The following is a 25061-nucleotide window of genomic DNA, read 5'->3' on the forward strand; positions in this document are numbered from 1 at the left end:
AGTCGTGGTGTTGCGTCGTCATCGTGGTTCGGCGCCATGCGGCTTCTTGTAAGCGCTTACAACGACCAGAAGCCATCGTGCACCAGAACGCCGGGTCTGGCAAGGGTCAGCGTCCGGTATGGGGTTGGCAAAGGGTTGGTGACAAGCCCGCAGGTCGGCCTTGAATGGCCCTAGGTTGCGAGCACCAATCACGAGGTCCACGACCTCTTTTCCGTGGGAGATGTCAATGACGACAACCCGAAAGATCGGCCTGCTCGCTGCGTCCGCAGCAGCGTTCAGCCTCCTGCTCGCCGCCGCCCCAGCACAGGCGGCGTCGTCCTACGTCGCACTCGGCGACTCCTACTCCTCGGGCACGGGGACGCGGAGCTACATCAACGACGGGACCTCGTGTTTGCGGTCCACCAAGGCCTACCCCTCGCTCATCGCTGCGGCCAAGGGATACACACTCAACTTCCGGGCCTGCTCGGGAGCCAGGATCGCCGACGTCACCAACACCCAGATCAGCGCTCTCACGGCCTCCACGACCCACGTCAGCATCTCGGTCGGCGGCAACGATGCCGGCTTCGCCGATGTCCTCACCGAGTGCGCGATGCCGGGCTGGGCGAGCAACTGCAACGGCAAGATCGACGGCGCCCAGAACTACATCAACAACGTCCTGCCCGGTGCGCTGAACGCCCTCTACACGTCGATCCGCAGCAAGGCGCCCAACGCCAAGGTCGTCATCGTCGGCTACCCGCGGATCTTCCAGGGCGAGGACTGCAACGCCTTCACCTGGTTCTCGCCCGCGGAGGAGACGCGCCTCAACCAGATGGCCGATCTCATCAACAGCAAGACGTCAGCAGCCGCTGGTGCCAAGGGTTTCAGCTATGCCAACCCGACCTCGCGGTTCATCGGGCACGCGGTCTGTGACGACGTCGAATGGCTCAACGGCCTCTCCAACCCGATCGAGGAGAGCTACCACCCCAACGTCGCCGGACACGCCAGTGGCTACGTCCCGACGGTGAGTCCCCCGCTCACCGGGTCCGCCCTCAAGGTCAACGCCACGACGCTGCAGCGCGCCGCCGCATCGTCCGAGCGCCTCGCCGCGCAGCAGCGCACCTACGCCGCAGCCGACTCGAGCATCCAGCCGGAGGTCGTCCGGGTGCCGGATCTCAACTCGGCCCGCGTCAAGGCAGCCGCCGCGCGAGCCGGTGTCGACCTGTCGTCGCGGGCCAGCATCGACGCCGCTGACCGACTCTGGTCACAGCGTCAGGCCGCGCAGCACGCCGCAGCCACCCGCTGAAATCCGACTTCGTGCCCGATACGGACATTCGTCGCTGGGCTCCTCACGTCCGTATCGGGCACGAAGTCGGGGCGGGGTCGGTCTAGTCTGAGCCGGTGAGCACAGCGACGCCTGACGAGCTGCATGACGTGGCGCTGGCCGACTGGCACGAAGCCGTCGCCGCCGCCCAGGCCACCGGGTTCACCTTCTTCGACTGGCTGAGCGCCGTGGACCGCACCTACGACGAGGCGGCCCCCGGCTACGACCTCGTCCTGCGCGCACTCGACATCTCCCACGAAACGCAGGGACGCGGCATACGCGCCATCAGGATCACGACGCGCGTCGCCGAAGGCGCTGCGGCACCCTCGGTCACCGATGTGTATGCCGGTGCCGCCTGGCACGAGCGCGAGACCCACGAGATGTTCGGGGTCGAGTTCGCCGGCTTCGACGACGGGTCCGGCTCGGGCCTGCGTCCGCTGCTCCTCCCGGACGGGTTCGAGGGGACGCCGCTGCGCAAGTCGTTCGTCCTCGCTGCCCGCGCGTCGAAGCAGTGGCCCGGCGGCAAGGAGCCCGGCGAGGGTCACGACTCCGCCAAGTCCCCGTCCCGCCGTCGTGTCCAGGCGCCCGGCGTCCCCGGCCCCGACTGGGGCCCTCGCTGACCCGTCCGGACGCAACCACCCTGGAGCGTGGCCAACTACTAGGCTGCCCACGATGAGCGTGCTCGAGGTGGTCGTGAGGTCGGTGGCCGTGCTGGCCGCCTTCCTCGTGTTCCCCCTGCTCGTGGGGCAGACCGAGCACAAGGTCATGGCGCACATGCAGGGCCGACTCGGACCGATGTATGCCGGTGGCTTCCACGGGTGGGCCCAGCTCGTCGCCGATGGGGTGAAGTTCGTCCAGAAGGAGGACATCACTCCGCGCGCGGCTGACCGGACGATCTTCAAGGTCGCGCCGTTCGTCGCCCTCATCCCCTATCTTCTGGCGATGGCGGCGCTGCCGTTGCAGAGCGATCTCGTGGCCGTCGACGTCCCCGCCAGTGCCGTCCTCATCCTCGCCGCGACGAGCGTCGGTGCCCTCGGCACGCTCATGGCCGGGTGGGCCAGCGCCAACAAGTACGCACTGCTCGGCGCCCTGCGATCCGCCGCTCAGCTTGTGTCCTACGAGCTGCCACTCGTCCTGGCCGTCGCGTCCGCGTGCCTCGCCGCCGGGACGCTGAGCCTCTCGGGTGTCGTCGAGGCGTGGTCGCCGTGGTGGCTCATCTGGCAGCTGCCCGGCGCCATCGTCTTCCTCGTCGCCGCACTCGCCGAGCTGCAGCGCCCGCCCTTCGACATGCCCATCGCCGACGCCGAGCTCGTCATGGGGCCGTGGACCGAGTACACCGGGTTGCGCTTCGCGTTCTTCCTTCTTTCGGAGTATGCCGGGATCGTCGTCTTCTCGTTGCTCTTCGCCGTCCTCTACCTCGGCGGATGGCGTGGCCCGTTCGACGAGCACATCGGGTGGTTGTGGACGCTCCTCAAGGGCTTCGTCATCGCCATTCTCGTCATCTGGTTCCGCGTCGCCTGGCCGCGCATGCGTGAGGACCAGCTCCAACGACTCGCGTGGCTCGTCCTCCTACCCATGGCCCTGATCCAGTTGGCCCTCACCGGAATTGGCGTAGTGATGACGCGATGAGCACCCCCCACGAACACAGCCACAATGCCAAGGCGAAGCCGAGCAACAAGGGCATCCTGCCCGGCATACTCAAGGGTCTGGCGACGACCGCCAAGACCGCCATGAAGCCGGTGCACACGCACGAGTACCCCGACGTCGCACCCGACCTGCCTCCCCGCAGCCGCGGTGTCATCGCGCTCCTCGAGGAGAACTGCACGAGCTGCATGCTCTGCGCGCGCGAGTGCCCGGACTGGTGCATCTACATCGAGTCGCACAAGGAGACGATCCCGGCGACGACCGAGGGCGGCCGCGAGCGCCAACGCAACGTCCTCGACGACTTCTCCATCGACTTCTCGCTCTGCATGTACTGCGGGATCTGTATCGAGGTCTGCCCGTTCGACGCGCTCTTCTGGAGCCCTCAGTTCGAGTACGCCGAGACCGACATCCGTGACCTCCTCCACGACAAGGACCGGCTTGGCGGCTGGATGGAGACCGTCCCCGCGCCGCCCGCCCTCGACGAGCGCGCCGCGGCACCGGCCGAGATCGCCGCGATCAACAAGCCTGCCCGGACCCCGCGACCACCTGCCAAGGCACCGGACGCATGACCTCACTGGACCTCGCGTTCGCGGCGTGCGGGCTGCTGTCGGTTGTCGCTGGCCTGCTCGCCGTGACGACTCGTCAGGTGGTGCACGCCGCGCTGTGGCTCGTCGTGGCGCTGCTCGGCGTGGCCGGGTGTCTGCTCGTCCTCGGGCACGAACTCGTCGCGCTGGTCCTGGTCCTCGTCTATGTCGGGGCCGTCGTCGTGCTCGTGCTCTTTGCGCTGATGCTCACGCGAGCGCCGATCGGACCTGACCTGGTGCACGACGTGCCGGTGTGGCGTCGGGTCGCGGCCGGTATGGCGGGGGCGGCGACGACCGGCTTGTTGCTGGCAGCCCTCATGCCCTTGGCCGGTGGCGCCGTCGAGCGTCGCGATGTCGCCAACCAGGCCGTCGCGACCGAGCTCTTCGGGACGTGGGTGTGGCCGTTCGAGGCCCTGTCCGTGCTGCTGCTCGCTGCGTTGATCGCCGCGCTCGCCGTGTCGCGTGGAACCTCCACTGACCGACTTCGTGCCCCGCACGGACACGTCGCGCCGGCCGAAGGCCGCCCAGACGTGTCCGTGCGGGGCACGAAGTCGAAGGGGGTGGCGTCGTGATCCACCTTGCCGGGCCCTATGTGGTGGCCGCGATCCTCGTCGGCCTCGGCGTGATGGGTGTGACGGTCCGCCGCAACGCGGTGCTCCTGCTCATCGGCGTCGAGCTCATCCTGTCCGGCTCGCTCGTGCTCCTCGTGGCATCCGGCGCGACCACGCCCTCGCGCTGGGAGTCATCGAGCGTCCTGCCGCTGTTCGTCATCACCATCGCCGCGGCCGAGGTCGTCGTCGCCCTCGCAGTGATCCTCACGGCGTTCCGCCACCGCGGCTCGATCGACCTCGATGAGCCTCTGACAGACCGACTTCGTGCCCCGCACGGACACGTCCCGCCGGCCGAAGGCCGCTCGGACGTGTCCGTGCGGGGCACGAAGTCGAGTGAGGGGAGCCCGTCGTGAGCGCCCTGCAGGTGTCGCACCTGCTCGTGCTGGTCCCCGTCCTCGCGGCCGTCGTCACACTCGCGCTGCGGCGGACCCCGCGCCTGGCCGCTGTCGTGGCCATCGTGGCCTCTCTCGTCTCCCTGGCGCTGGCCGTCGTCGGTCTCGTCGTGGCGCCGACGCGCGGGCAGGACGTCGTCACGCTGCGTGAACCGCTGCGGCTCGGCTCCTTCGAGATGCCGCTCCAACTCGGAGCCGGCCCGGCCACCGCCGCTGTGGCTGCCGTCGTCGCCCTCGTCGTGGTCGCGGTCCTCGTCTTCACCCGCTGGTACCTCGCCGACGACGACCGTCTCGCCCAGTTCGCCGCGACCGTCTCACTCTTCACCGCCGCCATGATGCTGGTCGTCCATGCGCGCGACCTCGTTCTCACCCTCGTCGGGTGGGAGTTGATGGGCTGGTGCTCCTATCTCCTCATCGGTCACTGGTCGCGCAAGGAGTCGGCGCGCCGAGCGGCATACAAGGCGTTCATCGTCACGCGCGTCGCCGACATCGGCTTCGTCATCGGCATCGTGGGACTCGTCGCCCGGGCCGGGTCGACCGGGCTCGACCAGGTCATCGGCGCCTGGGGGTTCACCGGAGGCGGCGAGTGCATTGACTCGGCCACCCAGGTGGCAGCCTGCCTGGCCCCGCCGGAGCCGTGGCTGCGCTCGCTCCTCGTTGCACTCATCATCATCGGCGTCCTCGGCAAGTCTGCGCAGTTCCCGTTCCAGGACTGGCTGCCCGACGCGATGGAGGGCCCGACGCCGGCCTCCGCCCTCATCCACGCGGCCACGATGGTCGCCGCCGGAACCGTCGTCCTCGCCCAGCTCTTCCCGATCCTCGTCCTCGCCGACGGCGCCCGCTGGCTGCTCGGTGCCGCGACGGCCGTGACCATGGTCGGCGCCGCAGTCCTTGCCCTGGGGCAGTCCGACCTCAAACGCCTGCTGGCGTGGTCGACGGTGAGCCAGGTCGCGATCATGCTGTCAGCACTGGCCACCGCGACCAAGGAGATCGGTCCCGACCCGGCGCTGTTCCACATGTGGTCACACGCGCTCTTCAAGTCCCTCCTCTTCCTCACGATCGGCTGGCTCTCCGTCGTCGCCGGCTCGACCCTCGCGGCCAGGCTGCGCGGAGCGGGCAACATCCACCAGCTCGCCCGAGTGGCCTGGCTCTTCGGCCTCCTGGCCCTGGCCGGGGCACCGTTCGTCGTCGGTGGGCTCTCCAAGGAGCACGTCATCGTCACGGCCTACGAAGGTGCGATCACCACCGGCGGACCGGGAATCCTCGTCCTCGCCGCGCTCCTCGTCACCGTCGTCCTCACTGCGGCCTATGCCACCCGTGCGCACCTCGTCGTGACAGCCCCTGTCGAGATCGCCGAGCGAGACGACAACCACGCGGGTATGCCGTCGGACTCGGTTCTCGCTGCGCTGGCCGTTCTCACCGTGCTCACCGTCGTGGGTGGGCTGGTCCTCCTCACCGGACTCTTCGACATCCACGGTGTGTCGGGGTGGTGGATGCTCCTCACCCTGCTCCTCATCGGCGTCGGAGGCGGGGTCGCGTACCTCGCCCGCGGCTCGGGTGATCCGCGCGACGCGTTCGTCCGGACGCCGCGCCAACGCGAACTGGCCGATGCCGGCCTGAAGTTCGACACGGCATACCGAAGGCTTGTCGCCGAGCCAGTGCTGGGACTGGCGCGCGTGGTCGCCTTCCTCGACCGTGAGGTCGTCGACGGCTACGTGCGGGGAGCCGCCGCATCAGCAGGCATTGCGGGCTGGTTCGCCGAACGCGGTCACCGTCGCGAAGCACCCTCGGCCGGCATCGGACTCATCGCGCTCGGGCTCCTCGTCGCGGCCGGGACGGCGGTGCTCACATGGCGCTGATCCTCATGCTGCTGGCGCCCGGAGCCGTGGGGTTGTGGCTCGTGACTGGCGGTCGTGCCCTCACGCCCTTCTCGGCGCGGATCATCGCCCTCACAGCTGCCGGCGTCGGGGGAGCGAGCGCGGTCGTCGCGACGGTGTCGCGGCCCCTCGTCGACCGCGCCTGGATCCCCGACCTCGGCGTGCGCTGGCACTTCGAGGTCGACGGCCTCAGTGCCCCGCTCATCGTCCTCACGGCAGTCATCGGCGTCCTCGTCGTCGCCCACTCGTGGGCCGAGCAGCCGTGGGCAGACTCACCGCACAGCGGGAGCGCCGCGACCTATCTCGGGGCACTGCTCCTCGTCGAGACCGGTGCGCTCGCGGCGTTCTCGGCGCGCGATGCCGTCCTGTTCTTCATCGCGTTCGAGATCGTCCTCGTGCCGATGTGGGTGCTCATCAGCCGCTACGGCGACCCGCACAGTGCGGCCAAGCGGGCGGACGCGTCGGCCCGGTTCATCCTCTACACGGCCATCGGTTCGACCCTGATGCTCGTCGGCATCCTGCTGCTCGTGACGAAGGCGCGCACGGCCGACTTCGCGGCACTGCCCGCGGCGGCAGCGGGTCTCGGTCTGCCCCAACAGACCCTCATCGCGGTGCTGCTCACGTTGGGGCTCGCGGTCAAGGTTCCCGTCTTCCCGCTGCACACCTGGCTTGCGGCGGCGCACACCACCGCGCCCACCGCCGGATCGGTGCTCCTGGCGGCAGTGCTCCTCAAGCTCGGCACCTATGGCTTGGTGCGGTTGCCGCTGGCAAGCGTGCCCGAGGGCTTCACCCGCATCGCACCGGTGCTCGCCATCGCGGGGGTCGTCGGCATTCTCTGGGGTGGTCTCATCTGCCTCGTCGAGCGCGACCTCAAGCGGCTCATCGCGTTCTCGTCGGTGGCGCACATGGGCTTCGTCGTCCTCGGCCTCGCTTCCGGGACCGAGACGGGTCTCCAGGCAGCGCTCATCGGCAACATCGCCCACGGCGTCATCTCGGCCCTGCTCTTCGTCATCGTCGGTGGGCTCAAGCACCGCTGGGGCTCGGTCGACCTCGCCGTCGTGCGACCCGCGCTGCGCGAGGTGTCGCCCCGCCTCGGCTTCGGGCTCATCCTCGGGCTCGCGGCTGGTCTCGGGCTCCCCGGACTGGCCGGCTTCTGGGGGGAGTTCGTCGCCCTCGTCGCTGCGTGGAACCCCGTCCAGCACACCGGGATCCTGCGTACCTGCGCAGTCATCGCCGCCGTCGGGGCGGCCCTCGCTGCGGCCTATTCCCTGCGCGTTGCCCGCATCGTCTGGGTGGGTGACGATGTCGCGGCCGACGCCCCCGACCGGGCACCGGATGCGCGCGGCGTCGAACTCGGCGTCATCGCCGCCCTCGCCCTGGGCGTCGTCGTGATCGGCGTCGCGCCACACCTCGTCTTCTCGGTGACGGCCGACGCCGTCACCGCCCTCATCGGAGGTGGCCGATGAGGCTCGAACTCTCGTGGGCACTGCTGCTGCCCGCGCTCATCCCCGTCGCCGCCCTGGTGCTCGTGCTCCTTGTCGATGCCATCACGCCTCGCGCCCGGCTTGCTGCGTCGGTCATCGGAGGTCTGGGGCTCGCCGGGGGAGCGGTCGCCGCCCTCCCTGGGCTCACGGCCACCGATCCGCGACTCACCCTGTGCACGCAGGCGCCCGACGGGAGGTGCATGTGGGATGGCAGCCCGCTCACGAGCACTCTCCAGATCGCGGTCCTCCTCGCGACCCTTGCCGTGCTCGCCCTGATGTCCGTGCGCAAGGCCGGCGTCATCGACGTCGTCATGCTGCTGGCCTCCGCGACGGGCGCTGTCGCTGTCGTGGCATCACGCGACCTCGGCACCTGGCTCATCACCCTCGAGCTCGCCACCCTTCCGGTCATCGCCCTCGTCGCCTGGCGCGACCGTCGAGCCGCCGCCCATGGCGCCCTCACCCTCCTCACCACATCCCTCGTGTCGTTCGGTCTCCTCGTGCTCGGCACCGCGCTGTGGGTCACCGCCACCGGGGACCCAACACTCACCGGCGCATCCCTGGCGACCGCGTGGGCCGTCCCCGAGCAGCGCACCCTCGCCGGTCTCGCGACCGTCATCCTCATCGCCGGACTCGCGTTCAAGATCTCGGCCGTGCCGTTCCACGCATGGACCCCGACGACGCTCACGTCCGGTCCGCTCCCGGTCTCGGCCCTGCTCGCGTCGGCCTCGAAGCTCGCCGCCGTCGGTGCGCTCATCGTCGTGCTGGCGCCCTATGACGCGGTTGTCGGTCTGACTCCCGGACCGCACGTCGTCGTCGCCGCACTCGTCACCCTCACTGTCGCTTCGATGCTCACCGGCACCGTCATGGCGCTGCGCCAGACCGAAGTCGTCCGTCTCCTCGCCTGGTCGACCATCGCCCAGGCCGGCTGGATCCTCCTCCCGCTCACGGCGCTCACCGTCGCCGGCCGTCAGGCTGCCGCGGTCTACGCCGTCGTGTATGCCGTCGCCAGCCTTGTCGCGTTCGCGGCGGTCCGTGCCATCCACGGAAGGCACGTCGAAGACGGTCGGGAGCTCACGGCATACAGGGGTCTCCTTCGGCGCGACCCGGTCGCTGGAGGGACGCTCGCCCTGGCCCTGCTCGTCCTTGCCGGACTGCCGCCCGGGGTCATCGGCCTCGTCGCCAAGATCGTTGCCCTCAAGCCGGTCATCTCGGCGGGGCTCTGGCCGGTCGCCGTTGTCGCGGTCGTCGCCGCGGTGCTCGGTATCGCCGTCTACGTGCGGTGGTTCGCGGTGCTGTTCGGAGAGTCCGACGCTGATGCCCCGGCGCGACCGCGGTCTCGTCGGGCCAGTGTCGGCGTCGCTGCGATCGGCAGTGCGATCCTCATCGTCGCGAGTGCCTTGCCGCAGTTGCTCGTCGGCCTCGTCACGTGACAGGACAGTCGACGAGCATCCGGCTCGTGCGCACCGCGGACGCCGAAGCGCTGGTGGCACACCTCATCCGTGACCGCGAGGATTCGGCGCTCTGGGAACCGAGCCGCGCCGACAACTACTACACGCCAGCGGGCCACCGCGAGCGGATCCAGGGCTTTCTGAAGGAGCACTCGGAAGGGCGGATGTGGCCCGGCGTCGTTCTTGCCGGGGACGAACTCGCCGGCTGGATCACCGTGAGCGGCATCCAGCGCGGGCCGTTCCTGGTCGGCACCGTGGGCTACTGGATCGGCTCGGCCCACCAACGACAAGGTCACGCCCGACGGGCGCTGGGCCAGCTGCTCGTGCTGATGGGTGACGAGCTGGGGTTGCACCGTGCGGAGGCGAGCACGTCGCACGACAACGTTGCGTCGCACCGAGTGCTCGAGTCCCAGGGATTTCGGTGCTATGGGACGACCACGTCGTCGTTCCTCATCGGTGGCGTCTGGCGCGACAGCCTCGTGTGGGAGCGCGTGCTGCAGACGGAACGTGCCGAACCCGGTCTGCGTTAATAGGGACATGCACAACCACTTCAACGGCGCGAAGACCGCTGGCCTCTTCGGGGTCATCATGGCCCTGTTCCTCGGCCTCGGCTGGGTCGCAGCGACCTACTTCGGCAACCCGAGCTTCATCCTCATCTTCGCGTTCTTCGGCGTCGCGATGACCTTCTACTCGTACTGGAACAGCGACAAGCTCGCCATCAAGGCGATGCGCGCGTTCCCGGTGAGCGAGACCGAGGCGCCGGTGATGTATCGCATCGTGCGTGAGCTCTCGACCAAGGCGGGGCAGCCGATGCCCAGGCTCTACATCTCGCCGACCGAGGCGCCCAATGCGTTCGCGACCGGCCGCAACCCACAGAACTCCGCCGTCTGCTGCACCCAGGGCATCCTCCAGCTCCTCGACGAGCGTGAGCTGCGCGGCGTGCTGGGCCACGAACTCATGCACGTCTACAACCGCGACATCCTCACCGGATCGGTTGCGGCAGCCATCGCCGGTGTCATCAGCAGCGTCGGTCAGATGTTGGCCTTCAGCTCGATGTTCGGTGGCGGGAACCGTGACAACGACAACCCCGGTGGCGCGATCGCCGGCCTCGCGATGGCCTTCATCGCCCCGATCGCCGCGATGTTCATCCAGCTCGCCATCACGCGCACCCGCGAGTACGACGCCGACGAGGACGGCGCCACTCTCACCGGTGACCCGCTGGCCCTCGCGTCGGCCCTGGCCAAGCTCGAGTCCGGGGTCTCACGCGCACCGCTCGCGCCGACGAAGGACCTGGTCAACACGAGCCACATGATGATCGCCAACCCGTTCCGGTCGCAGGACATCTCGCGGCTCATGTCGACGCACCCCCCGATGGCCGACCGCATCGCTCGCCTCCAGGCGATGGCGACGGGCTACCGACCCAGCTGACTGGCGGACCGGTCGGATCGGCCGGCCGACAGAGACACGCCGTCACCCGTGGGGCGGGTGACGGCGTGTCTCTGTCCGTGCGATCAGCCCACGTGTGCGACGGCGTGACCGTCGGTGGCGAGCTCCTCGTGCTTGACATTCAGGAAGATCACCGCGGCCAGGGCGCCGAGGAAGATCATCCCCGCCGCGACCCAGAACCCCTGGGTGGTCGCAAAGGCCTGGATCTCGTGACCGTACTGCTGTTGGAACGCCTTGGCTGCAGCCGCCTGCTCGGTCGGGTTGGTCGGCATCGGCAGCCCCTGAGCCTGCGCCTGCTGCATCGCCTGGGCGAGCAGCTCCTTGGCCCTGTCGGCGGCAGCACTGGTGAACACCGTGGACAAGGCGGCGATGCCGATCGCGCCACCGATCTGTTGCGCGGTGTTCAGTGCGGACGCGGCCGCACCGGCATCGTTCGGGCTGATGCGTGCCGTCGCGGTGAGGGTGAGGGGAATGAACAGGAACGCCATCCCGACCGACATCACGAGAATGCCGGGCAGCAGTCCGCCGAGGTAGGTGCTGCCTGCCTCCAACCTGGTGAAGAGCAGCATCCCGATGGTGACGAGGAGGCCGCCCGCTCCTGAGATCCAGCGCGGGTCCACCCGGCTCAGCAGGTTCGACGCGATGCCGGCACCCACACCGATGCCGATGCTGAAGGGCAGCAGTGAAAGCCCGGCCTTGACCGGTGAGTATCCGAGCACCTGCTGCAGGAACAGCCCGATGAAGAAGAACATCGCGAACATGCCCGCACCCACGAGCAGCATGGTGAACAGGCTGGTCGCGCGGTTGCGGTCGGCGAGGATGCGCAGTGGCAGCAGCGGGTGCTTGGCCCGGGCCTCAACGAAGACGAAGGCCACGATGAGGGCCAGGCCGCCGATGAGGGGGAGCAGGGTCATGAGGTCGCCCCAGGACGCATCCGGCTCGGCAGCGTGCGAGAGGCCATAGACGATCCCGAACAGTCCGCCGGTTCCCAGGACGGCGCCGGGAAGGTCGAGCGTCGCGTCGTGACCGTCGGACTCCACGAGCACTCGCGGGGCGATGAAGGCGATGAACAGGCCGATCGGGACGTTGACGAAGAACGTCCAGCGCCAGTCGATCTCGGTCAGGACGCCACCGAGGATGAGGCCAACGGCGGCACCGGCACCGGACATTGCGGCATAGACAGCCATTGCGCGGTTGCGCTCCTTGCCCGCCGGGAACGTGGTGTTGATCAGCGCGAGTGCTGCCGGGGAGGCCAACGCTGCCCCAACACCCTGGAGGGCGCGGGAAGCCAGCAGCAGAGGCTCATTCGGCGCGAATCCGCCGAGCAGTGAGGCGAGCGTGAACAGGGTCACTCCAGCGACGAACATGCGTCGGCGTCCAAAGAGGTCGCCCAGACGACCACCCAGCATCAGCAGGCTGCCGAAGGCGAGTGCATAGGCCGTGACGACCCATTGGCGGTTGGCATCGCTGAACCCGAGGTCGGTCTGGATCTCTGGAAGGGCGATGGTCACGATGCTTGCGTCGAGGACGATCATCAGCTGCGCGGTGGCGATGACCACGAGCGCGAGCCCCAAGTTGGGTGACCGAGCGGTCGTGCTCTCTTGGCTTGGTGTCGTGTCGAGAGATGGTGAGGACATGGCTGTGCCTTTTCAGTGTGTGGGGAGCAATGCTCAGGTGGTGGTGGTGGCCTGGCAGGCCGGAATGAGGACGTCGTCGATGACCCCTCGCATGTAGGCCTCGCTGGGGCCCTGCCCGCGGACGAACGTGTGGTGCATGGCCAGAGCCGGGATGATGGCGGCGAGGAGCTCCAGGTTGGCGCTGGCAGCGATCTCGCCTCGCTGCTGAGCGTGATGCAGGATGTCGCCGATCATCTTCTGACGGGGAGCCACGAACGACTCCTTGAACCGCCGGGTCAGCTCCGCGTCGCGATGCAGCGCCGAAATGACTGCGGCCATCAGATCCGGAATTCGGCTGGTGAGCTCCCCGTCCGTGCAGGCGAGGGCGTGCATGTCACCGCGCAACGTGCCTGTGTCAGGAGGGACGTCGTTGTCGCCGGGACACAGTTTCACCAGTGCGATGGCACCGAGGACCAGGTCGACCTTGGTCGGCCATCGCCGATAGAGGGTGGCCTTGCTCGCCTTCACCTGTGCGGCGACCAGGTCGAACGTCAGCTTGTCGTAGCCCACGTCCTCGAGCACGTCCAGCACACCCTCAAGGATTTCTCCCTCACGGTCTCCTGTGGCTCGGGGGCGAACCCCACCGGCTGTCGGCGTGATGTGCACTGGACTCCTTCGGAGGTGGAACTATCGGTGCGGAACGAAACTGTACGGAACGAAACTGTTTCGTACAATGGCAACGTAGACCCTGCTGCTGGAAGTCGTCAAACAACTTTGAGGAAAGTTGTCAACGAGAGGAGCCGATCTTCGGTGGCGGGCAGGCCAGCACCCAAAGCAAAGAGCCGGATCCCTCGGCGGTGGCACGTCTCATGCCCACGCCCCCGATGGCCGACCGCATCGGTCGCCTCCAGCGATGGCGACCGGCTACCGCAGGAGCTGATCCGGAGCCGGGGATCGGGGACGCGTGCGCCCCCTGATCCACGCGTTCGCCGGTGCCTCGATCGCATGGTGAAGGCCCCCGGCCAGGGCCACGCTCACGAGCAGGACTGCGAGCAGCAGCGCGCTGCCGGGAAGCAACGACCATCCCGGATGGGAGATCAGAGTGTGCTCGAGAACCCTCATCACCAGGACGTGCACGAGATAGAAGGCGAACGACCACTCGCCCAGCCGCACGAGCCAGCGCTGTGAGAGCCAGCGGGCCAAGCCGGAGCGTCCGTCCACACCGTCGACGAGTTGGCCACTGAACTGGTGGTGTCCGAGGCTGCCGATGAGGGCGACGAACCCGGGCAACGTAGCGAGGAACCCGGCATACGCGTTCGGGAGCAAGGACGCCCCCACCCAGCAGACCAGCACGAGGAACAGAGCCCAACGAGGGCGCAGCGTGGGCCAGGCACCCAGCCGGACGAGGCGAGCGCACGTGAGCCCGGCGACGAACTCCGGTAGTCGCAGCAACGGCATGCGGCTGAGATCACCGGGAGAGACGTCGATCACGACGGCGCAGACCACGGCCAGGAGGCCAGCGAGTGCGAGGCCCGTCCAGGCCCCTCGACGATGGCATCGCCCGATGGCCCGTGCCGCCATGGGGAAGAGGGCGTAGAAGAATGCTTCGCACACCAGCGACCAGCTCACTGGGTTGCCGGCCTGTGACCAGCTCGGGATCCACGAGCTGAGCAGCCCGGCGTTGGCGAACGTGGCCGGCCACCCGCCCGTCTCATCTCGCGGTCCCAAGGTGCGAGCCATCGTGAGGCCGAGTGCCAGTGCCGCAACTGCGGTGACGAGATGCAGTGGCACGACCCGCGCGATCCGTCGGCGCCAGAACGACGTCGCCGACTCACCGGGTCGCACCGACCACGACAGGACGAACCCCGACAGCACGAAGAAGAAGCTCACACCCACGTGCCCGGCGCCTCCCACGGCGACGAGGAACCGCTGCGCATCCCCGGAGAGGTAGCCCGCGATGCCTGCGTGATGGGCGAAGACGACGAGAGCGGCCAGCCAGCGCGCGCCGGTCAGGGCAGGAAGCGTTGCGCCTCTCCCCTCCCCGGACATGCTCTCCACCCTAAGCGTGATCGCCACGCCCACCGGCGAGGCACTGGCGCTGGCCTCCGTCCTCGGCAAGCTCGGGGCGGGAGTGTCGCGTGCACTGCTCACACCGACCACGCACCTCGCGATCCGCCCCACCATGCCAGGTCAGCCGGTCTTGTCGGTGACCAGCGTCAGGGGATGGATCGCGACGTCGCCAGCCAAAGCGCCCTCCGCCGCGGCGAACGCCGCCGCCGCATGGGCTACCCAAGTGGTTGGGAGCGCTGTGACACGATCGCGGCGTGCCATCACTGACTCGCGACGAAGCCCGGCAGCGGGCGCAGCTCATCTCCATTGACCGCATGGAGGTCGATCTCGACCTCGACCGCAGCGGGGAGGATTTCGGGTCAACCGTCCGAATCCGGTTCTCCTGCAACGCCCCTGGTGCGGCAACGTTCCTCGACCTGCGTGCCGTGAGCGTCGAGTCGATCACCCTCAACGGGGCCGAGGTCGCGCCCGATTCCGTCGTGGAGGGACGCCTGCCCCTGCCCGACCTCGCAGCGGACAACACGGTCGAGGTCGTGGCAACGATGGCCTACTCCCGCGACGGTCAGGGACTTCACCGCAGCACCGACCCGGCCGACGGCGAGGACTACGTCTACGGGCACCTCTTCCTCGATGCGGCGCCGACCGTCTTCGCCTGTTTCGACCAGCCCGACCTCAAGGCGCCCTATGCGGTGACCGTGCGCGCTCCCCGGGAGTGGGTCGTGCTCGGCAACGGCCGGGCCACCCAGGGCGCGCCGGGGGAGTGGCAGCTGAGCGAAACCCTGCCTCTCGCAACATATTTCGTCACCGTCTGCGCTGGGCCCTACGTCTCCGTGCGCGACGAGCACGACGGCATACCCCTCGGCATCCACGCACGACGCAGCCTGCAGCCCGAGCTCGAGAAGCACGCACCGCAGATGTTCGAGGTGACCAGGAAGTCGTTCGACCACTACCACCGCACCTTCGGCGTCCGTTATCCGTTCGGTGACTACGACCAGGTCTTCGTCCCCGAGTTCAACGCCGGAGCGATGGAGAACCCGGGCTGCGTGACCTTCCGCGACACGATGCTCCATCGGGGCGCGGCTGCCCGCGAACAGATCCTCCAGCGCAGCAACACGATCGCCCACGAGATGGCGCACATGTGGTTCGGCGACCTCGTGACGATGCGTTGGTGGGACGACCTGTGGCTCAACGAGTCCTTCGCGGAGTTCATGGCCTACACGGCGACGAGTTCGGCGACCGAGTTCACCGACAGCTGGGTCGAGTTCGGGATTTCGCGCAAACAGTGGGGGTATGCCGCGGAGCGCGCGCCGTCGACCCACCCGGTCGCGGGATCGCCGGCTCCCGATGCGCAGAGCGCCCTCGAAAACTTCGACGGCATCTCCTACGCCAAGGGTGCCTCCGTCCTCCGCCAGCTCGTCACGCTCATGGGTGAGGCGGCGTTCAACGCCGGCGTCACGGCCTACCTGCGTTCGCACGAACACGGCAACGGCCAGCTGTCCGAGTTCCTCGCGGCAATGGAGGCGGCGCACGGTGCGCCGCTCGCCGACTGGAGTCGCGCCTGGCTCGAAACGGCTGGGGTCGATGTCATCGCGCTCGATCGCGACGGCACCCTGACCCGCACCTCGCCCGAGAAGTATCCGGCCGATCGGCTGCACTCCCTCGACGTCGCCGGCTTCACCGATGGGGTCGAGGTCTTCCGGATGGCGGCCACCCTCGAGTCGGATCGCACGACGGTCAAGGGTGTCGCTGCCGACGCCGCCGTCCTCGTGCCCAATGCCAGTGACCTCACGTGGGCCCAGGTTGACCTTGACGAGGCGTCGTTGGCGGCCCTGCCCCGCGAGCTCTCACGCATCGCCGACCCGATTGCCCGGTCGGTGCTGTGGGGTGCCGTGCTCACCGGCGTCTTCCGGTCGACCGTCGATCCGCAGCTTGCCCTCGACACCTTCACCGGCGCGTGGACCCACGAGTCCGACGATGCGCTGATGACCCGCGTGGCGACGGCCTTCACCGACAGGGTCGTGCCGCAGTTCCTCGCGCCCGAACTCATCGAGTCGGCCAAGGGTCGTCTTGCCGGCGCCGCGCTCATGGCCTTCCAGGGCGCCCAGCCGGGGTCGGACCAAGCGCTCGTCGCGGCGCGAGTTCTCGCCGCGACGACCACCGACGAGGACCGCCTGCTCGCCTGGGTCGACGGACACAACCTGCCCGCCGGTCTCGAGGGGGACGCTGACTTCCGGTGGATCGTCCTGCGCGCCCTCGCGCGACTCGGCCTCGCCGACGACGCCCTCATCGCGCGCGTCGAACGTGACGACACCACACTCTCCGGGCAGCTGGCCGCACTGGGAGCGCGAGCCGCGCGACCCGGCATACCCGACAAGGAATGGGCGTGGGCGGAGCTCACGCAGAACCGCGCGCGCTCCAACTACGAGCTCAACGCCCTCGCGAGCGGTTTCTGGTCGAGCGGAGCGCTCGAAGACCTGCGCCCGTATGCCGCCCGCTACGTCTCCGACATCCCTCACCTCGCGCAGTGGTTGGGTGCGGATGCGCTGGATCGCGTTGCGGCACTGGCCTTCCCGGCCCGCGTGGTCGAGGCCGCAACGGTGGAGCTGGTGCGCGAGGCCATCGCTCGACCCGATCTCACCGCAGGGGTGCGCCGGTCGATGGCCGACGAGCTGTCCAAGCTCGAAGAAGCGCTGGCCTCACGCACCCGCTGGGCGTGAGGGGAAGGGGTCAGAGGCCGACCTTGGCCATGATCTGGTCCGCGTAGGCCCGCTCACCTGCGGCGTTCGGGTGGATGGGCACGAACTGCAGGGACCCGACCGCGGGCTCGACCCAGCGAACCCACGGCAGCTGGCAGGCGTCCCGCCCGGCTGAGGGTGCCCACATGTCGACGAAGGTGGCGCCGTTGTCGACCGCAGCCTGCTTCACCGCTGCGTTGAGGGCCTGCTCGATGCCATTGACGTAGGGCACGTCGCCCGACGCGATGGGCATCGTGACGTAGCAACCCCTGGTCGGAGGCAGGACCTGCGGGTAGCCGGGCACGACGATCGTGGCGTTGGGCGCCTTGGCCTTGGCATCGGCGATGGCCTTCTTGACGGCGGGATAGGTCTTGGTCGTGATCGTGGTGGTGTAGGTCGAGCCGTACGTGTTCTTGCACGGGCTGCCCTGACCGAGCGTCGAGAGTCCTGCAGTGACGCAGTTCTGGATCAGTCTTGAGAAGAGGCTCGAGTCATTGCCACCGATGCCGATGGTGAGCAGGCGGGCGTCGGTCGTGACGGCATTGAGCTGCGGGGGAGTGCCGGGGTACTGAGCGGTGTAGAAGTCGCCGGTGTCGGCGCCGCCACAGGTGACGTCCTTGAGCGCTCGGCCGGTGCGTTGGGCGATGAGGTGGGGGTAGTTGATCGCCGACTGCGCGCAGAGGGGGTTGGCAGTGGCGCTGAGCGGCAGGACGCCGGAGCCGGCCGAGAAGCTGTCCCCAAGTGCCACGTAGGGGCCGGCGGGGACGCGGGGGCCGGGCTTGGCGGCCTGCGCGGGGGCGGCGAGACCGGCGGCGAGGGTGGCGGCGGCGCTGGCGAGGGCAGCGACACGTAGGGCGGTGCGGCGCATCTGAACTCCGTTGTTCGATCCGGCAGGGCCACGACGGCGTGGGTTACCGCAGCGTAACCAGAAATGCCGTGACCCACCAGCACTAGCCCAATGGCGAGTTTCTGCCAAGTGCCTTCCGCTGGAAGGGCCCGGCTGCTACGTTTCGCCCCGGCGCTCCGCGGGGGAGCGCGCACTTGGGGAAAGGCACGCGCGCTCATGCGTTCACTCATCATGCGACTGGGGGCTGTCCTGATGACGGCGCTCCTCGCCATCGGACTGTTCTCGGCTCCGGCTCACGCCGAACCGGCCACGCTCTCGGGGACCATCACGTCTGACGCGACCGGCGAGCCGGTCAGCGGCTGCGTCACGGTCTACGACACCGAGTTCAACTACGCCGGGAACACGTGCTCGGACGAGGTCGGCTCTTGGAGCCTCGACGTCGAGGCCGGGGTGTCGTACAAGGTCGAGGTTCGGGCCTACGACGGACGGCACGTCGGCGAATGGGCGCAGGACGCGGCTTCCGTCGAGGAGGCTGAGTCCTTCGTTGCACCTGCCGTCGTCGACGTGAGCCTACGGGCGGGCGGCACGATCGGAGGGACACTCAGGCGTGCCGACGGATCGCCGGCCGATGGCGCTTGGGTCTCCGTGATTCGGGCCAGCGATCTCAGCTACGTCGCAACGACCAGCGTCGGTGGACCACCTGCGGGCGGTGATGAATGGTCCGCCCTCGTCCCGCCCGGAGAGTACATCGTCGAGTTCTGGGACGGCACGTCAAACCAGTGGGCCATCGGTCAGACCTCCGCCGAGACGGCGACGCGCTTCACCGTTGCGGCAGACGCGACGACTCGAGTGGATGACCGATTCCTCGGAAACGGGAGGGTACGCGGGACGATCGTCAGCGATGCCAGTGGCGACCCGATCGAAGGGGCCTGTGTCCACATCATTCGACCCACGAACGATCCACAGATGATCGACTATCTGGCCGAAGGTTGCACCGGCGCCGATGGTTCGTTTGCGACGGAGTTCCCTGCAGTGGGGACCTTCGCGGCGTTGATCCAGGACCCAGAAGGGCGCTTCGTTGCAGAGTTCTCCGGCGACACCAGGGTCATTGGCCAGGCAGAAACCTTTGAGGTGACGCGGGAAACCCCGGCTGTGGTCAATGCGTCTCTCGCCACCGGCAGCACCCTGACCGGTAGGGCGGTCGATGCCAAGAGCGGCGCTGCCATTCAGGGAGCCTGTGCCGGCCCGTTCGACGGTCGTGCGGGTGGATTCATTCGATGGGTCAAGATCGAGTGCTCGAGCGCAGACGGGCGCTGGGCGATCAAGGGCCTGCCGGCGGGCCAGTTCGCCGTGAGCGTCGACGCCCACAGTGAACCTCGCGTCTACGCCACGACGTGGGCTTTCAAGGCGACCTCGCAGGCCACCGCAAGCCTCATCAGCGTCCCGGCTGCCTCGACCAAGACTGTTCGTGACGTCCAGATGATGCCCGGCGGAACGATCAGCGGGACCATCACGGGGCCCACGGGCGAGCCGGTGGCCGACGCGTACGTGAGCATCGACTCGGGCTACTCCGGTCGCGCCGGCGGGCCTACGGGTCCGGTGTACGCGCGGACCGACGAGACGGGTCGCTACACGGTGTATGGGGTGCCGCCGGGCGACCACACGGTGTTTGTGGAACCGTTCCAGTGGGGTGGGCTCGCACCGCAGTGGTCGGGCTCGGCCGATCGGCGGGAAGACGCCCTGGCACTCAGGATCAAGGCCAACAGGAACACGCCATTCAACGCAACCTTGAGCCCCGGCGCCCAGCTCAAGGGAAGCGTTGTCACGGCGGAAGGGCAGCCGACCACGTACGACTGGATCGGCATCATCCGCACGACGACCGGGGACTACATCGGCGACTTCGACGTCTACAACGGCAACACGTTCTCCTCGACGTCACTCCCACCAGGAGACTTCACCCTCGAGTTGAGGCGGTACACGGAATCCGGGGACGAGGAGATCGTCTGGTACGACTCGGCGACATCCGAGGCGGACGCCACCGTGGTCAGCCTCGAACGTGGCGAGACCAAGGACATCACGGTCCACCTGCCCTGACGGACCGCGCACGGAACGACGTATGCCGCGGGGCTCCACTCAGGCGCACCGCGGCATACGTCGTCAGCGAGGAAGGTGTCAGCGGTAGTTCGTGAAACGAACTCGCGAGAAGGGCGCAGGCTTCTTGATTGGCTGTTGGTCGAGGGGTCGCCTCCAATTCACTCGGCAGACGCCGCGGCTGTGTTTGGCTCGCGGGGTCGCGTGATTCGGCATCAGGATCCGCTCCGGCCCTACAAACGGGGGCGGCAGATTTCTCGGAAGGGACCCGCATGTCCGGTCGACGCTCCACCCGCCAGACCTTGCTGGTTGCCGGGCTCCTCGCTGCCGTTGCCGTGCTCCCGGTGGCCGCGGCGGCAGCCCCGGACCCTGGATCCGACCGAGCGCGCGCCACGCAGGTCCCGCACCAGCGCGACGTGGTCTCCTCTGTCGACCCGCTGATCGGCACCGCGAACGGTGGCAACACCTATCCGGGCGCCGTGCGGCCGTTCGGGATGCTGTCGTGGTCACCGACGAGCACGCGCGGCGACCAGACCAACACGGGCGCCGCCAACGGCTACCAGTACGACACCACGCGACTGCGCGGCTTCGCGCTGACCCACGTCAACGGGGCGGGCTGCCACCCCGGGGCCGCGGGGGACGTGCCGATCTTTCCGCACGTCGGCGAGATGACCACCTCTCCGAGTGCCGACAGCAAGGACGCTGTCTACGCCAGCGACTTCAGCCATGCCGACGAGATCGCCGAGCCGGGCCGCTACCGGCTGAAGCTCGCGAACGGTGCGGCCACCGACTTCGCGGCGACCACGCGGGCGGGCATCGGGACGGTTCGGTTCCCGCAGGGCACGTCCGCCAACCTGCTTTTCCGCACCTCCAACTCGCTCAACGGCAGCGAGGACGCCGAGGTCTCCATCGACCGGGCGGCCAGGACCGTGTCGGGGTCGGTGCTGACCGGTGGCTTCTGTGGACGCCGGGGCAACGGTGGCGGCAGCAACAAGGTCTCGTACTACCGGCTCCACTTCACCGCCCAGTTCGATCGCGACTTCGTCCGCACGGGGACCTGGGTGAACGACCAGCTCCGTCCAGGCACGACCAGCGCCAGCGGCGGAGAGGGATACGAGACCGGCGCCCTGCGCGCCGGACGTGGGTCGGGCGGGTACGTCGGCTTCGACACCTCGACGAGCGACCCCGTGACCATGCGGATCGGCCTGTCCTACACCAGCGCCCAGGCCGCCGAGGACAACCTGGCGGCGGAACTGGGCCCGCAGGAGACCGTCGAGAAGGTGGCCGCCGACGGTCGCCGGGTCTGGAACAAGCAGCTGCGCAGCATCGACGTGACCGGCGGGACCCCCGAGAAGCGCACCGTCTTCTACACCGCGATGTACCACACCTACCTCCAGCCCAACATCACCAGCGACGTGGCCGGCACCTACCCCGGCGGAGACCAGAGGACCCATCAGCTGGCGTCGGGCCAGGACGAGCAGTACGGGAACTTCTCCGGCTGAGACAAGTACCGCGCCCAGACCCAGCTCCTCGCCCTGCTCGAGCCGGAGGTGGCTGGCGACTTCGCCCAGTCCCTGCTCAACCTGTCGCGCCACAACGGAGGCGTCTGGGACCGGTGGGTCCACGTCAACGGCTCGACCCGGGTCATGACCGGGGACCCGAGCGCCCCGACCTTGGCGGGCATGCACGCCCTCGGTGTGGACAACTTCGAGGCCGAAGAGGCCTTCGACTCGTTGGTCCGCCAGGCCACCGTGCCGCACCCCAACGGGCTTTCCGACTACGGCTGTCCCGGCCAGTGCCACGGGATGCGTCCCAACCTGGCGGAGTATCTCCGGCTGCACTACGCGCCCCAGGACAACTGTCACTGCTGGGGTGGAGCCGCGGAGACGCTCGAGGACGCCGCCGCCGACTACGGTCTGGCCGACTGGGCGCGGCGGCTCGGCCGCGACGAGACGTCAGCGACCTTCACCGCGCGGGCCCGGTGGTGGGAGAACACCTTCAACCCGGCCGCCACCCCCAACGCGGGCTACCAACAGGCCCGCCGGGCAGACGGGTCGTGGGTCGAACCGTTCACCCCCGGCACGCAGGTGGGCTTCGCGCAGGGCTCTGCGGCGACCTACACCTGGATGGTCCAGCACGACGTTGCCCGACTCGCCCAGCTGATGGGCGGTCCCGCAACGGCCGTGGCGCGGCTCGATGAGTTCTTCCGTCGAGCCGACGGCTCCTGGACCACCGGCGGCCCGGAGGACTACGACCCCACCAACGAGCCCGGCATCCACACCCCGTGGCTCTACAACGCGCTCGGTCAGCCGTGGAAGACCCAGCAGACCGTGCGGGCCTACATGGACCTCGTCTACGGCACGGGTCCACGAGGACTGCCCGGCAACGACGACCTCGGCACCATGTCCGCCTGGTACATCTGGGGCGCGCTGGGGATGTATCCACAGACACCGAGCAGGGGTGACATGTTGCTGTCGAGCCCGATGTTCACCAAGGCGACCATTCGCCGGCAGGGCGGCCCGACCATCACCGTGACCGCTCCAGATGCCTCGCCGTCCAATGTCTACATCCGGTCGGTCGTCGTTGACGGTGCACCGTGGAGCCGGTCGTGGGTGCCCGCGTCCTTGCTGAACGAGGGAGGCGAGATCCGGTTCGCCCTGGCGAACCAGTCGAACCGCGCCTGGGGCACTGGAGCGGGGAACCTGCCGGTGGACCACGGGATGCCCTGAGCCAAAGACCAAGAACGGCGTATGCCGCCGTGCCCCACATCTGGGGGCACGGCGGCATACGCCATTCTTGCGGTCTGCGTCAGCGGTAGGTGACCAGCTAGAGCAGGCTCAGGGGCTAGCTTCTGCCCGGCCAGGGGAGGGCCAGCACGTCAGCCGACGTCAGGCTCGGTTGATGGCCGGGCCACTCCATCAGGAGCATCGTCGCGTCGTCGGTGAGGCGAGCTTCCTGATGCTCCAGCAGCGCGCGACCGACGCGCCGCATCGACTCCGCCGGCGAGAGGTTGGCAGCAATGTTGTGTGAGAGGAGGTCAGCGAGGCGTTCGACCCCGAAGTGGTCCCCCGACGGCGACCGCGCATCGAGGACGCCGTCGGTGAGGAAGAGCACCTGGTCCCCGGATTCGAGCTGTTCACTCTGGACGGGGTAGTGGTGGCCCGTGTCCGGGAGGCCCAGACCGAAGGGGAGCCCGGGGTCCACGGGCAGGGCACGCACGAGTTGGCCCGAGCGCAGGAGCAGAGGCGCGGGGTGGCCGGCGCTGATCCACGACAGCACACCGGTGCTCGTGCCCAGTTCCGCCAGGATGGCCGTGGTGAAGCACTCAGAAAATCCCCACTCGATGGCTTGGTCGATCGCGGCTGCTGTCTCCGTCAGGGAGCGTCCCGCGCGGCGGGCGTGGCGGTAGCTCTCGACGGCGAGCGAAGCGAGCTGGGCGCTCTGCAGCCCGTGCCCCATGCCGTCGAAGACGCCGAGGCGGACGATGTCAGTGTCCACGGCATAGTCCACGGAGTCCCCAGCCACGTCGTAGGCCGGTTCCAGGACGGCCGCGACGGAGACCTCCCGCGACCCGAACGTCAGTGGGGGCAACAACCCCCACTGGATCTCCGCCGCGAGGTCAACCTCGGTCGAGCGGCGGGCCATCACGATGCTGTCGCCGTACCTCTTCTTGAGTGCGACGAGCTCGGCGACGAGGGCTGCAAGCCGCTGCAGCCAAGTGGCGAGCACGGGGTCGGGTTCCCCCACCCCATCCGCGTCGTCGAGGACGACAGAGAGCACACCGATCCGATCCGCGCTTTCGCACAGGGGCAGCCACACGGTGGTGCCCGACCCTTGCTCCGGTGAGGACGGGGCGACAAGGACGACGCTGTGCTGGTAGGCGCGGCCGGCGATCGTCGAGTCGATGTCGAGTGGGGCGGGCTCTGGCTCCGTGCCGGCCACCACCGGTCCGTGGAACGGGGTCAGGGTCATCTGTTGGAGGTCGACCAGGTGGATGGTCGCGTCGCGCACACCAAGGAGCCGCGCGTGCTCGGCGATGATCGCGGGCAGCTCGTGCGGCCCGCAGAACCGGGCGGCTGCCGAGAGTGCGTCCAGGATCCGCTCGCCCGAACTGAGAGTCAAGGGGGGCGGTCCTACCTCGCCGGGCGCGGTCACCGCGTCATCAGCGGTAGTTCGTGAACTGCAGCGCCACGTCGAGGTCCGCGGCCACGAGCATGCGCTGCACCGCTTGGAGGTCGTCGCGCGACTTGCTGGACACGCGCAGCTCGTCGCCCTGGATCTGCGACTTCACGCCCTTGGGGCCCTCGTCGCGGATGAGCTTGTTGACCTTCTTGGCGTTCTCCTGCGAGATGCCCTGCTTGAGGGCCACGTCGAGCTTGTACTCCTTGCCGGACAGGCGCGGGCCGGCCTCGGGCACGTCGAGGTGCTTGAGCGACACCTTGCGCTTGACCAGCCAGGTCTGCACGACGTCGAGGACCGCGAGGACGCGCTCCTCGGAGTTGGCCTGCATCGCGATGGACTCACCGGAGAGCTCGACCGACGCGCCGACGTTCTTGAAGTCGTAGCGGTTGGCGACCTCCTTGGCGGCAGCATTGACCGCGTTGGCGATCTCCTGCTTGTCGTAGTTGCTGACGATGTCCATGGAGCTGTCGGCCACGGTTCCTCCTCACGTTGGGCACCCCGGATACGGCTCTTGGGGGCACGGTTTCTGTTTCGTCGCTGTGGCTTGCTATCCTTCCACGCGCACGGCAGGTTGCCCGAGCGGCCAATGGGAGTGGACTGTAAATCCATCGCGAAAGCTTCGAAGGTTCGAATCCTTCACCTGCCACCACGTGCACGAAGGCCCCTGAATTCCGGCGTATGCCGGTCAGGGGCCTTCGTCATGCACCTCACCCCCTGTGTGCCCGTCATGGGGT

At 68.6% G+C, this 25061-nt stretch carries 19 protein-coding genes, 1 tRNA gene and 1 pseudogene; 15 read left to right on the forward strand and 6 right to left on the reverse strand.

The genetic code is table 11. From position 1 onward, the window contains the following. Nucleotides 1–226 precede the first annotated feature (226 nt). From ACFQRE_RS11825 to htpX, 11 genes are all read left to right on the forward strand, one after another. Nucleotides 227–1282 carry an SGNH/GDSL hydrolase family protein gene (locus ACFQRE_RS11825; RefSeq protein ID WP_380122496.1) on the forward strand — a complete coding sequence of 352 codons (1056 nt, stop codon included), beginning with the start codon at nucleotides 227–229 and terminating at the stop codon, nucleotides 1280–1282. Between the two features lie 95 nt (nucleotides 1283–1377). Then, nucleotides 1378–1920 carry an NADH-quinone oxidoreductase subunit C gene (locus ACFQRE_RS11830; protein ID WP_380122498.1) on the forward strand — a complete coding sequence of 181 codons (543 nt, stop codon included), beginning with the start codon at nucleotides 1378–1380 and terminating at the stop codon, nucleotides 1918–1920. Nucleotides 1921–1972: 52 nt separating this feature from the next. Continuing rightward, nucleotides 1973–2929 (forward strand): complex I subunit 1/NuoH family protein, encoded by a 957-nt coding sequence (locus tag ACFQRE_RS11835; RefSeq protein ID WP_380122500.1) that lies wholly within the window; start codon nucleotides 1973–1975, stop codon nucleotides 2927–2929. Beyond that, nucleotides 2926–3513 (forward strand): NuoI/complex I 23 kDa subunit family protein, encoded by a 588-nt coding sequence (locus ACFQRE_RS11840; RefSeq protein WP_380122502.1) that lies wholly within the window; start codon nucleotides 2926–2928, stop codon nucleotides 3511–3513. The genes ACFQRE_RS11835 and ACFQRE_RS11840 overlap by 4 nt, the downstream gene beginning before the upstream one ends. Beyond that, nucleotides 3510–4100 (forward strand): NADH-quinone oxidoreductase subunit J family protein, encoded by a 591-nt coding sequence (locus ACFQRE_RS11845; RefSeq protein ID WP_380122504.1) that lies wholly within the window; start codon nucleotides 3510–3512, stop codon nucleotides 4098–4100. The genes ACFQRE_RS11840 and ACFQRE_RS11845 overlap by 4 nt, the downstream gene beginning before the upstream one ends. After that, nucleotides 4097–4492 carry an NADH-quinone oxidoreductase subunit NuoK gene (gene nuoK / locus ACFQRE_RS11850; RefSeq protein ID WP_380122506.1) on the forward strand — a complete coding sequence of 132 codons (396 nt, stop codon included), beginning with the start codon at nucleotides 4097–4099 and terminating at the stop codon, nucleotides 4490–4492. The genes ACFQRE_RS11845 and nuoK overlap by 4 nt, the downstream gene beginning before the upstream one ends. Beyond that, a complete protein-coding gene (locus ACFQRE_RS11855) occupies nucleotides 4489–6390 on the forward strand; it encodes an NADH-quinone oxidoreductase subunit 5 family protein (protein ID WP_380122508.1) in 1902 nt (633 codons plus the stop codon). The genes nuoK and ACFQRE_RS11855 overlap by 4 nt, the downstream gene beginning before the upstream one ends. Further along, a complete protein-coding gene (locus ACFQRE_RS11860) occupies nucleotides 6381–7874 on the forward strand; it encodes a complex I subunit 4 family protein (RefSeq protein WP_380122510.1) in 1494 nt (497 codons plus the stop codon). Before ACFQRE_RS11855 ends, ACFQRE_RS11860 begins: the two co-directional genes overlap by 10 nt. Continuing rightward, the gene (locus ACFQRE_RS11865; RefSeq protein ID WP_380122512.1) at nucleotides 7871–9322 is read left to right on the forward strand and encodes an NADH-quinone oxidoreductase subunit N; all 1452 of its coding nucleotides are present in this window, start codon (nucleotides 7871–7873) and stop codon (nucleotides 9320–9322) included. Before ACFQRE_RS11860 ends, ACFQRE_RS11865 begins: the two co-directional genes overlap by 4 nt. After that, entirely contained in the window at nucleotides 9319–9870 is a 552-nt protein-coding gene (locus ACFQRE_RS11870; RefSeq protein WP_380122515.1) for a GNAT family N-acetyltransferase, read from the forward strand. Before ACFQRE_RS11865 ends, ACFQRE_RS11870 begins: the two co-directional genes overlap by 4 nt. A gap of 7 nt (nucleotides 9871–9877) precedes the next feature. Then, nucleotides 9878–10768 (forward strand): zinc metalloprotease HtpX, encoded by an 891-nt coding sequence (htpX, locus tag ACFQRE_RS11875; protein WP_380122518.1) that lies wholly within the window; start codon nucleotides 9878–9880, stop codon nucleotides 10766–10768. Nucleotides 10769–10851: 83 nt separating this feature from the next. Here the strand turns inward: htpX and ACFQRE_RS11880 are convergent, their stop codons facing one another. From ACFQRE_RS11880 to ACFQRE_RS11890, 3 genes are all read right to left on the reverse strand, one after another. Then, entirely contained in the window at nucleotides 10852–12423 is a 1572-nt protein-coding gene (locus ACFQRE_RS11880) for an MFS transporter (protein WP_380122520.1), read from the reverse strand. A 33-nt stretch (nucleotides 12424–12456) separates the two neighbouring features. Then, nucleotides 12457–13068 (reverse strand): TetR/AcrR family transcriptional regulator, encoded by a 612-nt coding sequence (locus ACFQRE_RS11885; protein ID WP_380122523.1) that lies wholly within the window; start codon nucleotides 13066–13068, stop codon nucleotides 12457–12459. Nucleotides 13069–13326: 258 nt separating this feature from the next. Beyond that, nucleotides 13327–14451, reverse strand: coding sequence for an acyltransferase family protein (locus ACFQRE_RS11890; protein WP_380122525.1), 1125 nt, complete (start codon nucleotides 14449–14451; stop codon nucleotides 13327–13329). A 275-nt stretch (nucleotides 14452–14726) separates the two neighbouring features. Here ACFQRE_RS11890 and pepN point away from each other — a divergent pair, with 275 nt between their 5' ends. Then, nucleotides 14727–17189, forward strand: a complete 2463-nt coding sequence (gene pepN, locus ACFQRE_RS11895; RefSeq protein WP_380122527.1) for an aminopeptidase N — start codon at nucleotides 14727–14729, stop codon at nucleotides 17187–17189. Nucleotides 17190–17199: 10 nt separating this feature from the next. Here the strand turns inward: pepN and ACFQRE_RS11900 are convergent, their stop codons facing one another. After that, a complete protein-coding gene (locus ACFQRE_RS11900) occupies nucleotides 17200–18075 on the reverse strand; it encodes an SGNH/GDSL hydrolase family protein (RefSeq protein WP_380122530.1) in 876 nt (291 codons plus the stop codon). Between the two features lie 195 nt (nucleotides 18076–18270). On the opposite strand from ACFQRE_RS11900, the gene ACFQRE_RS11905 reads away from it, so the two are divergent. Next, entirely contained in the window at nucleotides 18271–20148 is a 1878-nt protein-coding gene (locus ACFQRE_RS11905) for a carboxypeptidase regulatory-like domain-containing protein (RefSeq protein ID WP_380122532.1), read from the forward strand. Nucleotides 20149–20417: 269 nt separating this feature from the next. Beyond that, a pseudogene (locus ACFQRE_RS11910) lies at nucleotides 20418–22874 on the forward strand (GH92 family glycosyl hydrolase). Between the two features lie 115 nt (nucleotides 22875–22989). Here ACFQRE_RS11910 and ACFQRE_RS11915 read toward each other — a convergent pair. Continuing rightward, nucleotides 22990–24267: a PP2C family protein-serine/threonine phosphatase gene (locus tag ACFQRE_RS11915; RefSeq protein ID WP_380122534.1), complete on the reverse strand. Its 1278-nt coding sequence runs from the start codon at nucleotides 24265–24267 to the stop codon at nucleotides 22990–22992. A gap of 40 nt (nucleotides 24268–24307) precedes the next feature. Continuing rightward, a complete protein-coding gene (locus ACFQRE_RS11920) occupies nucleotides 24308–24802 on the reverse strand; it encodes a YajQ family cyclic di-GMP-binding protein (RefSeq protein WP_009776056.1) in 495 nt (164 codons plus the stop codon). 90 nt (nucleotides 24803–24892) lie between these two features. On the opposite strand from ACFQRE_RS11920, the gene ACFQRE_RS11925 reads away from it, so the two are divergent. After that, a tRNA-Tyr gene (locus tag ACFQRE_RS11925) sits at nucleotides 24893–24976 on the forward strand. Nucleotides 24977–25061: the final 85 nt, after the last annotated feature.

This window comes from Knoellia pratensis (assembly GCF_042666395.1).
GTDB classification, from domain to species: Bacteria; Actinomycetota; Actinomycetes; order Actinomycetales; family Dermatophilaceae; genus Knoellia; species Knoellia pratensis.

Bases quoted from the DNA above. Each gene is read 5' to 3' on its own strand.
- ACFQRE_RS11860 (WP_380122510.1), top strand. From the start codon at position 6,381: ATGGCGCTGATCCTCATGCTGCTGGCGCCCGGAGCCGTGGGGTTGTGG.
- ACFQRE_RS11835 (WP_380122500.1), top strand. From the start codon at position 1,973: ATGAGCGTGCTCGAGGTGGTCGTGAGGTCGGTGGCCGTGCTGGCCGCC.
- ACFQRE_RS11880 (WP_380122520.1), bottom strand. From the start codon at position 12,423: ATGTCCTCACCATCTCTCGACACGACACCAAGCCAAGAGAGCACGACC.
- ACFQRE_RS11905 (WP_380122532.1), top strand. From the start codon at position 18,271: ATGCGTTCACTCATCATGCGACTGGGGGCTGTCCTGATGACGGCGCTC.
- ACFQRE_RS11900 (WP_380122530.1), bottom strand. From the start codon at position 18,075: ATGCGCCGCACCGCCCTACGTGTCGCTGCCCTCGCCAGCGCCGCCGCC.
- ACFQRE_RS11845 (WP_380122504.1), top strand. From the start codon at position 3,510: ATGACCTCACTGGACCTCGCGTTCGCGGCGTGCGGGCTGCTGTCGGTT.
- ACFQRE_RS11865 (WP_380122512.1), top strand. From the start codon at position 7,871: ATGAGGCTCGAACTCTCGTGGGCACTGCTGCTGCCCGCGCTCATCCCC.
- ACFQRE_RS11825 (WP_380122496.1), top strand. From the start codon at position 227: ATGACGACAACCCGAAAGATCGGCCTGCTCGCTGCGTCCGCAGCAGCG.
- ACFQRE_RS11840 (WP_380122502.1), top strand. From the start codon at position 2,926: ATGAGCACCCCCCACGAACACAGCCACAATGCCAAGGCGAAGCCGAGC.
- ACFQRE_RS11890 (WP_380122525.1), bottom strand. From the start codon at position 14,451: ATGTCCGGGGAGGGGAGAGGCGCAACGCTTCCTGCCCTGACCGGCGCG.
- htpX (WP_380122518.1), top strand. From the start codon at position 9,878: ATGCACAACCACTTCAACGGCGCGAAGACCGCTGGCCTCTTCGGGGTC.